At 60.5% G+C, this 13,459-nt stretch carries 13 protein-coding genes and 2 pseudogenes; 6 read left to right on the forward strand and 9 right to left on the reverse strand.

The window, feature by feature from the left end; genetic code table 11:
- Window positions 1–246: 246 nt before the first annotated feature.
- The 4 genes and pseudogenes from ABVQ20_RS34730 to ABVQ20_RS34745 form a co-directional block, all read left to right on the forward strand.
- Window positions 247–822: pseudogene (locus ABVQ20_RS34730) on the forward strand (sugar phosphate isomerase/epimerase family protein); the annotation flags it as partial.
- Window positions 823–874: 52 nt separating this feature from the next.
- A complete protein-coding gene (locus tag ABVQ20_RS34735) occupies window positions 875–2,032 on the forward strand; it encodes a Gfo/Idh/MocA family protein (protein ID WP_435528483.1) in 1,158 nt (385 codons plus the stop codon).
- Window positions 2,033–2,982: 950 nt separating this feature from the next.
- On the forward strand, window positions 2,983–3,159 hold the full coding sequence (locus ABVQ20_RS34740) for a hypothetical protein (RefSeq protein WP_354464341.1): 177 nt from the start codon (window positions 2,983–2,985) through the stop codon (window positions 3,157–3,159).
- Window positions 3,150–3,377 (forward strand): annotated as a pseudogene (locus ABVQ20_RS34745) (Ros/MucR family transcriptional regulator); the annotation flags it as partial. The gene ABVQ20_RS34740 and the pseudogene ABVQ20_RS34745, both read left to right, overlap by 10 nt.
- Window positions 3,378–4,121: 744 nt before the next feature.
- Here ABVQ20_RS34745 and ABVQ20_RS34750 read toward each other — a convergent pair.
- Window positions 4,122–4,271, reverse strand: coding sequence for a hypothetical protein (locus ABVQ20_RS34750; protein ID WP_354464342.1), 150 nt, complete (start codon window positions 4,269–4,271; stop codon window positions 4,122–4,124).
- Window positions 4,272–4,382: 111 nt separating this feature from the next.
- Between ABVQ20_RS34750 and ABVQ20_RS34755 the strand changes: the two genes are divergently transcribed.
- Together ABVQ20_RS34755 and ABVQ20_RS34760 are read left to right on the forward strand one after the other, a co-directional pair.
- A complete protein-coding gene (locus ABVQ20_RS34755; protein ID WP_354464343.1) occupies window positions 4,383–4,682 on the forward strand; it encodes a hypothetical protein in 300 nt (99 codons plus the stop codon).
- A 5-nt stretch (window positions 4,683–4,687) separates the two neighbouring features.
- On the forward strand, window positions 4,688–4,915 hold the full coding sequence (locus ABVQ20_RS34760; RefSeq protein WP_354464344.1) for a hypothetical protein: 228 nt from the start codon (window positions 4,688–4,690) through the stop codon (window positions 4,913–4,915).
- Between the two features lie 160 nt (window positions 4,916–5,075).
- On the opposite strand, the gene ABVQ20_RS34765 is transcribed toward ABVQ20_RS34760, so the two are convergent.
- The 8 genes from ABVQ20_RS34765 to ABVQ20_RS34800 all read right to left on the reverse strand — a co-directional run bounded on the left by ABVQ20_RS34765 (window position 5,076) and on the right by ABVQ20_RS34800 (window position 13,445).
- Entirely contained in the window at window positions 5,076–5,243 is a 168-nt protein-coding gene (locus ABVQ20_RS34765) for a hypothetical protein (RefSeq protein WP_354464345.1), read from the reverse strand.
- A 1,385-nt stretch (window positions 5,244–6,628) separates the two neighbouring features.
- Entirely contained in the window at window positions 6,629–6,886 is a 258-nt protein-coding gene (locus ABVQ20_RS34770) for an aldehyde dehydrogenase family protein (RefSeq protein WP_354464346.1), read from the reverse strand.
- Window positions 6,887–7,202: 316 nt separating this feature from the next.
- Complete coding sequence (locus ABVQ20_RS34775) at window positions 7,203–8,225, reverse strand: IS110 family RNA-guided transposase (protein WP_354464347.1); 1,023 nt, start codon at window positions 8,223–8,225, stop codon at window positions 7,203–7,205.
- Between the two features lie 115 nt (window positions 8,226–8,340).
- On the reverse strand, window positions 8,341–8,505 hold the full coding sequence (locus tag ABVQ20_RS34780; RefSeq protein WP_354464348.1) for a hypothetical protein: 165 nt from the start codon (window positions 8,503–8,505) through the stop codon (window positions 8,341–8,343).
- Window positions 8,506–8,546: 41 nt separating this feature from the next.
- Entirely contained in the window at window positions 8,547–9,446 is a 900-nt protein-coding gene (locus tag ABVQ20_RS34785) for a dihydrodipicolinate synthase family protein (protein ID WP_354464349.1), read from the reverse strand.
- A gap of 73 nt (window positions 9,447–9,519) precedes the next feature.
- Window positions 9,520–11,178 (reverse strand): hydantoinase B/oxoprolinase family protein, encoded by a 1,659-nt coding sequence (locus tag ABVQ20_RS34790; protein WP_354464350.1) that lies wholly within the window; start codon window positions 11,176–11,178, stop codon window positions 9,520–9,522.
- Window positions 11,175–13,253: a hydantoinase/oxoprolinase family protein gene (locus ABVQ20_RS34795; protein WP_354464351.1), complete on the reverse strand. Its 2,079-nt coding sequence runs from the start codon at window positions 13,251–13,253 to the stop codon at window positions 11,175–11,177. The genes ABVQ20_RS34790 and ABVQ20_RS34795 overlap by 4 nt, the downstream gene beginning before the upstream one ends.
- Window positions 13,254–13,259: 6 nt before the next feature.
- The gene (locus tag ABVQ20_RS34800) at window positions 13,260–13,445 is read right to left on the reverse strand and encodes a 4-oxalocrotonate tautomerase (RefSeq protein ID WP_354464352.1); all 186 of its coding nucleotides are present in this window, start codon (window positions 13,443–13,445) and stop codon (window positions 13,260–13,262) included.
- Window positions 13,446–13,459 lie beyond the last annotated feature (14 nt).

Genomic DNA, 13,459 nt, shown 5'->3' on the forward strand with positions numbered 1-13,459 from the left:
GCGTTGCGGTCCGGCAGCTTTGGGGCCGAGGAACGAACCGGCTGCGCGGGAGGGGCGCTTGCGGTTGAGGTAGAGATCAAGAACCGATCGTCGCGCTCGCGTCGAGCGTCGTTCGGCTGGAGCAGAGCATGGCGGGCTTCTTCAACAAGGAGCCTGACCATGCACCATCCCATTCTCGATGCAGCGATCAGCCCGCTGCGCCAGCGGCTGATCGACGACATGAACATGCGGCGTTTCTCAAACGACGCTTTCGACGAACTTGCCCGCCGCTGGCTGCCCATCCTCAACGATTTCGACGAGCAGGGTGTCGATCTCTGCTTCGAAATCCACCCTTGTGAGGACGTTCACGACGGGCTGACCTTCGAAATGTTCCTCGAGCGCGTCGGCAACCACCCGCGCTGCAACATCCTCTACGACCCCAGCCACTTCGTGCTGCAGGCTTTGGACTATCTGGCGTTCATCGATCACTACCACGAGCGCATCAAGATGTTCCACGTCAAGGACGCGGAGTTTCGGCCCGACGGCAAGACCGGTGCATATGGCGGCTTCCAGCCGTGGTCCAAGCGCGCCGGGCGCTTCCGGTCGCTCGGCGGCGGCCAGGTGGATTTCGGAACCATCTTTACGAAGCTGTCCACCTACGGCTTCGACGGATGGGCAACCCTTGAATGGGAATGCTTCATCAAGAACCCGGAAGACGGCGCGGCGGAAGGCGCCGAATTCATCCGAAAACACATCATCCGTGTCGCCGACCGGGCGTTCGACGACTTTGTGAAATCTGGCGCCAACAAGGACGCTAACCGGGCAATGCTCGGGCTTGACTGAGGCATAGACAGAAATGTCCGACACGACGACGAAGAAACCCCTCCGGCTGGGCATGATTGGCGGCGGCCAGGGGGCCTATATCGGCAACATCCACCGCATCGCCGCTAGACAGGACGGCGCCTGGCAACTCGTCGCCGGCGCGTTCGATGTCGACTCGGCCCGCGGACACGCGTTTGCGGCCCGCGAAGGCCTCGACCCTTCCCGGTCTTATGACGACTACAAGGCCATGATCAAAGGTGAGCTCGAGCGCGACGACAAAATCGACGCCGTTGCCATTTGCACGCCTAACTTCACGCATTTCCCCATCAGCAAAGCATTCCTGGAAGCAGGCTTCGACGTGATTTGCGAGAAGCCGCTGACAGCGACGTTGGAGGACGCCATCGCGCTAGAGAGACTGGTGCGCGACAGCGATAGGTTCATGGGCGTGACCTACACCTATTCGGGCTACCCGATGGTGCACGAGGCCCGACACATGGTCGCCACCGGCCAGCTCGGCAAGATCCGCACCGTTCAGGTCGAATATTCGCTTGAGTGGATGGCGACTGCCATCGAGACGGAGGGTAATGCACAAGCGGCGTGGCGCACCGATCCCAAGAAGAACGGCCGAGGTGGTTCGATCGGCGATATCGGCACCCATGCCTACCACCTGGCGGGTTTCGTATCTGGCCTGAAGCTCGAATCTCTCACGGCGGATCTCGCCACGTTCGTCCAGGGACGTGCCCTCGATGATAATGCTCACGTTCTGCTGCGTTACCAAGGCGGCGCCCGCGGACTGCTGTGGTCCTCGCAAGTGGCGCTCGGATCATCAAATGGCGTGCGTCTGCGCGTCTTCGGCGAGAAAGCTTCGCTGTCCTGGTTCCAGGAGCAGCCGAACGAGCTCGTCCATGCGCGCCTTGGCGGACGAACCGAGATCATCAAGCGCGGCGCCGATGATCTCAGCAAAGCAGCAAAGGCCCGTACCCGCACGCCGCCGGGACATCCCGAGGGATATCTGGAGGCGTTCGCCAACCTCTATGCCGGATTTGCGGAAGCGATCCACGCCAAGCGCGAGAAGCGCGAGCCGTCAGCCATTGGTCGCGATATCCCCACTGCCTATGATGGACTGAAGGGTGTTGCCTTCGTCGACGCTGTCGTTGACAGCGCAAGCGCGCAAGACCTTTCCTGGCTGACGCCTGTGGCTGTGAAGACCTTAATCGCGACGACATGCTAAGTCGCGCGAGCAGGGTTGTGAGCGGCGTACCATGATGTGCCGCGATGTCTTAATCTCCGTAGGCCGGATGACTCACAGCGCCCCGATCCTCGACATTAACCTCGACTAGCTTTGACCTTCAGTTGCTGATTGAGGCTTTGGAGAGCTAAACCGGAGAACGTCAGTTGCGCGCAATGGGGCCGCCTAGAGATGGTTCAGGTCTCCTATGTCCCGCCGGTTTGCACAGCGCCTTCAAGCATCTTGAGCCTGCGGCCGAGTTCAGAACCCGCCTAATTGTACGTCGTTGCCGCCGATCACCGCACGCATCGCTGAAGGGTCTTTCGAAGCCGGGAGTGTTGAGCTACCTGTGACGAGTGCCATCAACGAGACGGAGAAAATTGACGAACGGGCCCAAAACCATTTCACCCAAAGGCAGAGACTTAACCGACAACGCTCAATTCAAACTCAAAGAATTAAGCGTAAGTCACTGATTTAAATAACGATAATGGTGGGCCGGAGGGACGTCGTCTTTTCAACAAAAACAAACAGTTAGCGGGTGGTTCGCCCAGCCATATCCTTCGTATGTTCTCGTATGGTCTGGCGACCCGAAGAAGAGACCCGACTAATGCAGACCCAAAAGCGCGGCCCAGTGGCTCGCGTTATACAGGAGAAATGTACTGGTGATATGGCCCTCTGAGGTTCGATTTATCAGCGCCAACGCAAAAGCGATTTATCAGCCGGACAAGCTCCTCGCCCTGTTCGGCGACGATCTTGCCGCGCTCGTCCGGTCGCGCGTTTGAAAGAGCTTTCCACAGCCGGCTTTGCCGCTCGCAGAGATCCGCGAGGTCGGAGCACTCCTGTACATTTAATTTCAGAAGGTCACGTGCCGTCACCGGTCCAATGCCGGAGGGCGTGGTCACGCCCAGGGAAAGATACCCTTCCGGGACGGTGCCTTTGGCGTTCGTCGCCGATTGGCGGCAGATGACATCGAATATCTGATCGACGGCCTGCCTGGCGCCGGCGACGCGCGAAGGGTGATCCGTATCGGCTGCGGCGTGCGGCAGAAGCTGAAGCTTGCCGCAATGCCTCTCGACCAGGTCAGGGAACTCCTGAACCCCAGCCGGAAGAGAAGCGCGCCCCGGCCGTAAACCCGAAGAAGTCGGTGTTCCCCGATTACATCATCTGCTTGGAAGACGGGAAGAAGTTCAAGTCGCTCAAGCGGCACCTGAGGACGGTCTATGGACTGACGCCGGACACGTATCGCGCGAAATGGGGGCTGCCTGCCGATTATCCGATGGTGGCAGTTAGTTATTCCGAAAAACGTTCAAAATTGGCGAAGGCATCAGGTCTCGGTCGGAAGGCTGCAGTTCGTAGGGGTCTCTTTGAAATTCAAGAGACCCCTATGTCATTGATTTTAAACGACGCAAAATTGCGTCCCGTTAAGTCTTTGATTTTGAACGGTCGAAAATTCGCACCCGACAATGACTCTCCAACTTTGGGGGCTTGGTCGCCGATGCCAACCTTGCTTACTGCAAAGCCGGATACTCCCGCGCCCAATGACAGGTCCTTTACGCCGTCTTGGGCTACTACGTCAAAGTTTGTTGCGAGCCCGTTCTTTCAGTGCTTTAGTCGGCTCTATAAAAATGGGCTGGGGAGCCAAATTAATGCGTATGCGAGTTGGGCCTGCTAAGCGGGAAGGCACGTCTCGAACCATCTTCGATCGACCTTTGATTACTGGCGATGTCAGGTGCGAAACAAGCGGAGCGGTGACCGTGTCGATCGAGGCTGAAGGCGTCTATACCGACGGCTCGAGATACCGATACTCGATTGAATTCACGCTCAATGACCTACAATCTGTGATGGCCGGACGCAGCTGATCGGCTTGCTTTCGGTACGATCGCGTCGCAAACGGTGCGTAGGGGGAACGCTCGGGATGCATGGGAACCACCTCCTTCCGATCCCGCTATGGCGACGAGCAGCAGCTTCCGCGATCGCGCCATTTGTCGTTATTTAGGTTCTGCTAATTTTGGTGCGGCGGAGACCCCTACCCCCGTCAGGCCAGCGCGGCTTACAAGGCAATTGTCTTCACCGGCAACCGCACTGGCCACTGCTACCGCTTCTTGGGCTTCGGGGTGATCTCCTCATCCCGGACCTTGTAGCCAATTTCCGCTCCCAGGGCCAACGCCTTCGCCTTGTCCTTGGTCGTCAACACGGTGCGCCAGAGCGGCTTTTCGAACACGCTCACGACGTAGGTGGTCACGAGATCATCTTCCCGATATCTCTGTACTCCCAAAATCTTTATCCGCACTTTAACTAATGTAGGTAATAATCCTACCAAATGGCGTTCTATCGACTCGCGGGGCTGAGTGGAATGACTGACCTTATCGATGAGGATGAACTTCCAAAAACGATTCCATCCAAACGCTGGCGCACATTAGCTCTGACGACAACGCAGTTCGTCCCACCGATCATTTCGATAGGATGTGCCATGGCAGTCGGTTATTTTGCGTACGCTGTCTCGAACCAAAAGCCGCCAGCCGACATTGCGGCGCTGGCAGTGTCAATCTTAAAGTCCAGCGATGCTTCCCCTGAAATGCGAGACTGGGCAGCGGACGCTCTAGGAATACAGACCGACATTCCAATGCCGGCAAAATCTATCCGGCAGCAATGAAAAACATGCAGAACAACGCAGCCGAATTGCTAGCCGCGCTTGGCGACTGCATCGAAGCCATCAAACTGCACCTTGCTACAATGGACGACGCTCAACTCGAAAAGCTCTTGGATCCCATGCCGAAGAAATCGGCCCCCGGTAGTGCGGAGATGGTGATGCTGGTGATGCTCTATCGGGAGCTCGAATCCCGCAACCATGGGAACGTGCTGCCCTTCCCGGTCGGCAAGGCATAGGCGCACGCGGCCAAACCGAGGCAAACCCCGCCAGTTCACCGCCCGCATAGTGGTGCCCTTTGCACCCGCCGAATGGCCCAGCTTGTCCATAGCGCCCGATGTCGTCGCGAGCGCCCCAGTCCATTCCTCAATTTTTCCCGTGTAAGGAATGTTCACCATCTCATTGATGCGCCTCTGCATAGGAGTCATCGACGCTCTTGCCCATCGTCTCGAATTGCTTCGAGATACCGGCGGTTGACGCTGTAATATCCTGGCCAAGCTGCGTAAGCTGGCGCTTGATGGTGCTGGTGTCCATGCTGATTACAAGGTCGTCGCTGTTGCTGGCCATCGACGCCCCTCACGTCTTCCGCAAGCGCCTCAAGATAGGTCGCCCATTTCTCCTTGGCTTCGCCGAAGACGAAGAGTACTTCGGCGCCTTCCTCGCGGCGGTGCTGGCTGGGTCGACCGACCCGGACAAGCAGGTCATCCAGCGGGCGGCGCGCACGCGAGCAATCAAGCATTGCGGAACCGGATCGAGAGAGCGAAGAGGACCAACCGCACACAGGGCGGTGATGAGAGCGTCATCTGGACTTCCGAGCAGGACCGCGTCCGGAAGGTGGTCGTCAAGAACGCGCGCGGCCACGTATATTACGAGCTGACGGAGGCGATGCTGACCGAACCTAGCCGCGTTTGGTTAGGCCTCTGTGCTGAACGCCGAGCAGCGGACCGCTTTCGACGAAGTGTCGTGGCCCAACACGTGGCCGGAGGTCGGAAGTCGCATGTTGACGCGCCTGCTGACGGGCGAAGACCTCGTTGGCAGTTGGATCATGGTCCAGAAGAGCGTTCATCGCTATGGGGTCACCCAGCGAGACGGAGGGCTGAACACTGCCTGTGAGAACGTATGCGCTTCCGGCCTAGTTTACATTGTCGGGATGGCCCTAGCAGGCGAGGCTCGAACTGCGAGCGGTGACGAAGAGCCAGTGCATGCGCGATAGAGCCGTGGTGATCTCCTCCACCATGCCGTCAGCGAAGTAGTCGTGCGCTGGATCGCCGCTCAATTCTCGAAGGGCAGGACCGCGATCGAGGGTTTGTCAGAAAGCGCTGGCTCCCGGGCCTGAGGCGAGCAGCCTCTCGATGCCCGATGAGATGAATGCGGTCCTCATCGATCACATATCATCGCCGCGATCGTTCGGATGGGGCCGTCGGCATCCGGACCAAGGGCCTTGCGAATAGGCGTCGACGATCTGGCCGTGCTTTCGACGGTGTGTCGGAGCAGTTGTTCAGCCGCCATGTCGCCTTTGAGCCAGGTTTCTCTTTCACGTCTCCGGAAGCCGGATGCGACAGGTGCAAGCGGCCGGCGACGGTGCACATCTTGGTCGAGCCGTACGCCTACGTCTGTCCGGAATGCCTCGAAGACGATCCCGCTCTCACTCAGGACCTGAACGGTTGACGGCGGGTCATCGCTGTCGATCTTTTCCATTCAGGATGGACAGCGGAGAGGATCATCGTATATCGATACTGAGATGCCTCGCGCTCACGGGCATACATGCTTTTGGCGACGAACGTGATTTCCAAGCCGCCGTCAGGGGCCGTTACTGCGTGAGATTAGGTGATCGGTCGGTCGTAAATCGTGGTTGGTTATGTACCTTCGCGCGTCGCAGCGCCGACTTTGACAAGCTTCGAATGGTCCTCCGCTATGGTTGAATCCCCCTTCCCGGTGGGGATGATGGCAACCTAAGATTTTAAGTGTCCAATGCCCGCTGTCATGGGGTTTGCTTCGCGCGTCATTTTAGTTCTTTCTGTAACAAGCTGCTCAACAAGCTCGTCATAGACATCTTCGTGGATGATGGCGCGACACAGCGCTGAGCAAATCTGTCCGGCATGGTAGAAAGCGTCCCAGCGGACGGAATCGACGACCTGATCCAGATCGGCGTCTGCGCGGATGATGGCCGCGGATTTCGAAGCCGTTGCGCCGGTGTCATCCGTGTTCACACTGATGCCGCGACTCGACTTCGCTTCGCCTCCAATGACCGCTTTGGGGCCGTGTATGGACGGCTCTCCGTTGGCAAGGGGTCTTTGAGACTTTGCAGTTGCTGGTTGGTGCGGCCATGTTTCCGACCTATAGGTGCGGCCTGTCATGTGCCGCTGGCCATAATGCCGTTCGCGCGGCTCAGTCCCGATCGAAAGCTCGCACTCGAAGTGCACGGCCCCAGTGGGTTCTCCTGATCCGGCGGTTTCAACCGGCTTTGTGCATTAGCTCCTGTCCGCCTTTTCCAACCTCGTCGGCGATCGCGCGCCTTGTTTCGTTCTATGCGATGACCGGCTCCCTGTAGCGCTCGCCGCCGGTCATCCACGCCCAGACCATGCGGGCTGTCTTGTTAGCCAGCGCAACCGCCGCGACCTTGGTCGTTCGTCGTGCCATCAACTGCACGAGCCATGGCCGCCTGGTCCCGTTCCGCTCAGCATAGCGGATGACCGCCATTGCGCCGGCGACGAGCCACTGGCGTAGATATCGATTACCGGCTTTGGAGATGCTGCCGAGCTTCTCCTTGCCCCCGCTCGAGTTCTGCTTTGGCACGAGTCCGATCCAGGCCGAAAGGCATCGCCCCGACTTGAATGCGTGCGGATCGGCGACGGTCGCGACGAACGCACTCGCCAGCAGCGGGCCGACGCCTGGAATCTCCATCAACCTACGACCCAGCTCGGTCTCTCGCGCACTCGCCCGGACCCGGCGATCGTTTTCGAGGATCTGTTCCTTTACGACCCGGAGCTGTGCCTCCAGCATTTGCAGGCAAAGCCGTGCGTCAGCGGGTATCCTCGCGTCGTTCTCGTCGTTGATGACGGTGAGCAGTTGCTCGATTCCATTGCGTCCGATCGGCGCCACGATCCCGAACTCGGATAGGTGCGCCCGCAACGCGTTAGATATCTGTGTGCGCTGGCGGTTGAGCATCAACCTAACCCGATGCAGCATCATCACACTCTGTTGCTCGGGCGACTTCACCGGCACGAAGCGCATCGTCGGCCGGGTCACCGCCTCACAGATCGCCTCTGCATCTGCAGCGTCGTTCTTCTGCCGCTTCAGATATGGCTTCACATACTGTGCCGGCAGCAGCCGCACATCGTGGCCAAGTGCGATGAGCTCACGAGCCCAATAATGCGACGAACTGCACGCCTCGATCCCGACCAGGCATCGCGGCAGGCTCTTGAAGAATGCCAGCACGCGCCCACGCGTAAGCTTTCTGCGGACGGCAACCTCACCAGCCGCATCCACGCCGTGGACCTGAAACACGGACTTCGCGATATCTAGACCGATCGTCGTAACGTTGCTCATCATAGCGCTCCTCCAGCTCTAATCCCGCGATCATACCGCAGGGAGGGAGGAGAGCCGTCCACCGCACCAAATGCGGACGGTCAACTCTTGGAGTCAGGTGTCTTGAAAGCGGACTTCAGGTCGGCGCGAACAGCATCACGCCGACCCAAACCGCGCGTTTGAGGGCGTCGACGCCGACGGCGATGAAATTCTTTACATAGTCAAGCTGCTTCGCGACGTCTTTTGGCGCGTCTTCACCTGGATGCCGGAGCCTTTTTTGGCTGCCGTCGACGCTGACCAATGTTGGCTTCTGATCCAAAAACGACGACCAGATATCAACTTTCAAGAGGGGACTAGGTTGGCCAGATCCGAAATCGTCCGTCGAATTATCTCTTCCACCTTCGATCGTTCCTCACCGGTGATCGGGTAACGTGGCCTTCGGACATGTTCTGGAGCGCCATAGACCAAGTGCTCAACAAATTTGATGTATTGGACCAGCTTAACGTCGGTATCGAGGTGGAATGCCGGCGTCATCAATCGGTACAAAGGAAGTGCCCCCGCGAAGTCACCGTTGCGTGCCATGTTGAATAACGACACGCACTCTGCCGGCCATGCATTGGTCATGCCGGACACCCAGCCGACGACGCCGAGCGCAAGGCTTTCAAGGATGAGATCGTCGACGCCGCAGAAGATGTCGAAGCGGTCGCCAAAGGCGTTGAACAGGTCGGTTACGCGCCGGATGTCGCCTGTCTCTTCCTTGATGGCGACGATACCGGGTACATCGACCAGCGCCTTCAGGGTTTCGACATCGACATCCACCTTGTAGGCAATGGGGTTGTTGTAGATCATGACAGGCAGATCGCTCGCCTCGGCGACGGCCTTGTACCATGCGACCGTTTCACGGCGATCCGTGCGGTAGGCAAGACTTGGAAAGGTCATCAGGCCCTGCGCGCCGAGCTTCTGATAGTTCCGCGCCGCGGCGATGGCATTATCGGTCGACAGTTCTGCCAGACCTGATAGGAGCGGCACCCTGCCCGCGACAACCTCGCTCGCCGCCGCGACGACGGCGTCGCGCTCCTGCTGCGTCAACGTGGCGTTTTCACCCAGCATCGGCAAGATGATGACGCCCGAGACGCCGTTCTTGATCTGACGATCGATGCTTGCCTGGGTGGCCGGCAGATCGATCGATCCCGATGCCTGCATCTTGGTGGTAACCGCGGGGAAAAGGCCGGTCCAGGTCATGTCTTGATCTCCTCTTGCTCGCGGACGTTTTGCCCGCTTCGTTGAAGTCGAATGGATTCATGGGCTGGCTGAGTCACCCGTTGGTCCCATAATCGGCAGCCGCGCTCGCGGCGGTGATTTTCTCGTTGCGCAGGTCCGTCGCGATCGCCCGGGGATCGCGACGCGCCGGATCGCCCCAGCCACCACCGCCCGCCTGTTCGTGGCGGATGACCGTGTCCTTGCCGATCTCCAGCGTCACCTTGGCCGGCAACACGCGCCATTCGTCGCCCTGCTTGATCAGGTTCCTCGAGCTGGCCGCCGGCCGGCCGCCGAACAGCCCGTAGGGTGGATGCTCGTGACGGTCGGCACGCAATTGCAGGACGGCGGTGTCCGCCAGCGACCGGTATTGCCTGTTCAACCCGAGGCCTCCGCGATACTGCCCGGCGCCGCCGGAATCCACTCGCAGCGAATATTCTTCCATCAGCAAGGGATAGCGTGCCTCGATGGTCTCGATGGGCAGGTTCGACATGTTCTGGCTGGGATTGGTGATGCCCTCGATGCCGTCCTTGTCCGATCGGCCGCCCCAGGCGCCGTTGATCATGTCGACGAAGACGAACGGTTTGCGCTCCGGCCCGTGGTAGCCACCGATAGCGACCACCGTGTTGCCGCCCTCGCCCGCCGCCATCAGCCGCTTCGGTGTGATTTGCGCCAGCGCGCCCATGACCGTATCGACGACGCGATAGCCGGTCAGCGCCCGCGCCGCGACAGGCGCCGGCATGGTCGGGTTCAAGATCGAGCCCTCAGGCGCCGTCACCGTGATGCAGCGGTAGACACCGGCATTGTTGGGTACATCGTGGTCGAGCGCGCAGCGTATAGTGAGATAGGTCGAGGATTTGACGAAGGAAAGCGTCGCGTTGATCGCGCCTTTCACCTGCGGCGATGAGCCAGTGAAGTCGACCCACAGATGGTCACCCTTGACAGTGATCCGACAGACGATCGGAATGGGTACCGGCGAGAAACCATCGCCGTCGATGTAGTCGGTGAAGGTATAGTCCCCATCCAGCCAGCCGGCGATCGCCTTACGCGTCAGCTCCTCGCCATAGTCGATCAGCCGGTCGAAATAGACATCCAGTTCATCGCCGTGGCGTGCGAACAGGCTGAGCATTTCGCGCTCGCCGATATTGCAGGTGGCGTATTGCGCATCGAGGTCGCCGAGCACGAGATCGGGCAGCCGCACATTCTTCTCGATGATCTTGAACAGCGTCTTGTTGGGGATGCCGCGCTCGTAGAGCTTCATCGGCGCGATGCGGAGACCTTCCTGGAAGATCTCGGTCGAGTCGGAGGCATTCGATCCGGGCACGCGACCGCCAACATCGCAATGATGGGCGATGACTACCGAAAAGCCGAGCAGGCGTTCGCTAGAAAAGATCGGCTTGAACATGAAGATGTCGGGAAGATGCATGCCGCCGTCATAGGGATCGTTGAGCACGATCACGTCGCCCGGGAACATGTCGTCCCGAAAGCGCTCGATGATCACGTCCATCGCATCGGGTACGGCACCAAGATGCAGCGCGACCGTCTTGGCCTGGCTAAGGATGCGCCCCTTGGCATCGCAGATCGTCACCGAATAGTCGAGCACGTCGCGCACGATCGGCGAGCGCGCCGTGCGCATAACGGCATAGGCCATATCGTCGACGATGGTGTCGAGGCCGGACTTGATGACGGCGAAGGTGATGGGATCGGTGACGCTCACGAGGCGGCCTCCAAGGTCGCGACGAGACTGCCGGTCGCATCGGGTTCGACCCACGCTCTCGGTGGAATGACGATGGTCGTGTCCGCGCCCTCGATGATCACCGGCCCAGCCACGGTAGCCGTCACCGCCTCGCGCCTTGTGATCGGTGTTTCGGTGGCCGTGATGCGCCCGAAATGCACCATGCGCCTTTCCTCGCCCCGATCGACTTCCGTCAGCGCGGCTTTCAGCGCGGTGAAATCGAGTGGGGCGGAGACACGGGCCTGCGCGTGCAGCCTCAAGGCCACGGCTTCCACCGCATCGATCGGCGTGTAGCCGTAGGTGTTGCGGTAAGCCGCGATGAAGGCCGGTCGCAGCGATGCAGTGTCAAACGGGCCGGAGAACGGGATGGACAGCGACGCATCCTGGCCCTCGAGCCGCAGGTCGATCTGCTCGGTACAGATCACTGTGTCCGCCGCATAACCCTGCGCGACCAGAGCCTCCGTCGCGGCAACGCGCATCTCCTGCCTGAGCGCCGCGACTTGCGACGGGTCCAGACGATCAAGCCTTGCCTGTGCCGATCGCAGTTCATGATGCTCGACGTCGCCGGCAAGCATGCCCATCGCCGTGAACACGCCGGGCGCCGGCGGAAACACCACGCGCACGATGCCGAGTGTCCTTGCCAGGTCGCAAGCGTGTACCGGGCCGGAGCCGCCGAAAGCGAGCAGTGTCAGCTCGCGCGGATCAAGGCCACGCTCGACGGTGACGGCGCGGATGGCTCGAACCATGTTGGCGTTGGCGATCTCGCGGATGCCATAGGCAGCGGCCTCGATGGAAAGGCCAAGCGGTGCGCCGAGCGTCTTGCCAATCGCTTCACGCGCCGCCTCGACATCCAGCTTCAGAGAGCCGCCGGCCAGCCGGGGCGGCAGGTAGCCCAGCACGACATTGGCGTCGGTTACCGTCGGTCGCGAGCCGCCCAAGCGATAGCAGACGGGACCAGGAGCCGCGCCCGCTGAAAGCGGCCCGACGGTCAGCAGGCCCGCCGCATCGATAGCCGCGATCGAGCCCGCGCCATTGCCGACCTCGGCCACATCCACCGTCGGCACCCGCATCATGTAGCCGCCGGCCTTGATGAAGCGTGACGGCACGGACATGCCGGTGCGGAATTCATATTCATGGGTGCGGCTCAGCACGCCGCGATGGACAAGGGCGGCCGAGGCCGTCGTCCCGCCCATATCAAAGGCGACAAGATTCGGCTCCTTGATGACGGCGGCAAGGCGTTCGGCGCCCACGGCACCGGAAGAGCGGCCGGATGAGATGAAGAATACCGGATTCTTCCGTGCGGTGGCGGATGCGGAGAGCCCGCCATTGGAATTGCCGATCAGCAACGGGGCTGTCACGCCGACAACGCGCAACTTGCTTTCCAGGCGGTCGAGGTATCCGCGCAGCGCAGGCAGGACATAGGCGTTGACGACCGTGGTCGAGGTCCGCTCGTATTCTCCGGCTTCCGGCAGCACATCCACGGATGCGGTCAGGGCAATCCGTGGAAACGCCTGCGAGAAGATGCGCGCCGCGATGCGCTCGTTCTCGGGGTTCTTGTAGGAGTTGAGGAAGCAGATGGCGACGGATTCGATGTCTTCGGCCTGGAAGAAGGCGCCGGCCGAGAGCACATCATCCGCGTGTAGCGGAATGCTGACGGAGCCGTCGGCAAGCGTGCGTTCGGCCACCTCCAGGCGGTAGCGCCTGGCAACCAGAGGCTCGGGCTTGTCCCATGTCAGATCGAACATGCCGGGCGTGCGCAACCGCCCGATCTCCAGCACGTCGCGAAAGCCCCTGGTTGTGATCAGGCCGGTGCGCGCGCCAAGCTTCTGCAGGAGCGTGTTCGAGCCAACCGTGGTGCCGTGCAGCACTTCGGTCAGCGCCGCGGGCGCCATGCCGGCCGCAGCGAGGACTACGGCCATGCCCGATATCACCGCGTCCTCGGGCACAGAAGGCGTCGAACTGACCTTGGCCGAGAAGGTCAGCCCATCGCTTGCAAGCAGCACGAGATCGGTGAAGGTACCGCCTATGTCGACGCTGAGCCGCCCTGTCCGGCGCATGGCCAGCTACTTGTCAGCCACCAGCTTCCCGCCGATGCCCCAGTCGTGCTTCTCGACATCCTCGAAGACGATCTCGACCGCGTCAGGCCCACATTTCAGGATGCGGGCAGCCTCGCGCGTCACCACCTCGACGAACTCCCGCTTCTGGTCGATGCTGCGTCCCTTGAGCAGCCTGACACTGATTGTCGGCATGATTTCTCCTCTGA

Origin of the sequence: Mesorhizobium shangrilense (assembly GCF_040537815.1) — a bacterium.
GTDB classification, from domain to species: domain Bacteria; phylum Pseudomonadota; class Alphaproteobacteria; order Rhizobiales; family Rhizobiaceae; genus Mesorhizobium; species Mesorhizobium shangrilense.

Coding starts and splice junctions, on each gene's coding strand:
- ABVQ20_RS34735 (WP_435528483.1), top strand. CDS start 875: ATGATTGGCGGCGGCCAGGGGGCCTATATCGGCAACATCCACCGCATC.
- ABVQ20_RS34760 (WP_354464344.1), top strand. CDS start 4,688: ATGCAGAACAACGCAGCCGAATTGCTAGCCGCGCTTGGCGACTGCATC.
- ABVQ20_RS34755 (WP_354464343.1), top strand. CDS start 4,383: ATGACTGACCTTATCGATGAGGATGAACTTCCAAAAACGATTCCATCC.
- ABVQ20_RS34775 (WP_354464347.1), bottom strand. CDS start 8,225: ATGAGCAACGTTACGACGATCGGTCTAGATATCGCGAAGTCCGTGTTT.
- ABVQ20_RS34765 (WP_354464345.1), bottom strand. CDS start 5,243: ATGGCCAGCAACAGCGACGACCTTGTAATCAGCATGGACACCAGCACC.
- ABVQ20_RS34795 (WP_354464351.1), bottom strand. CDS start 13,253: ATGCGCCGGACAGGGCGGCTCAGCGTCGACATAGGCGGTACCTTCACC.
- ABVQ20_RS34800 (WP_354464352.1), bottom strand. CDS start 13,445: ATGCCGACAATCAGTGTCAGGCTGCTCAAGGGACGCAGCATCGACCAG.
- ABVQ20_RS34785 (WP_354464349.1), bottom strand. CDS start 9,446: ATGACCTGGACCGGCCTTTTCCCCGCGGTTACCACCAAGATGCAGGCA.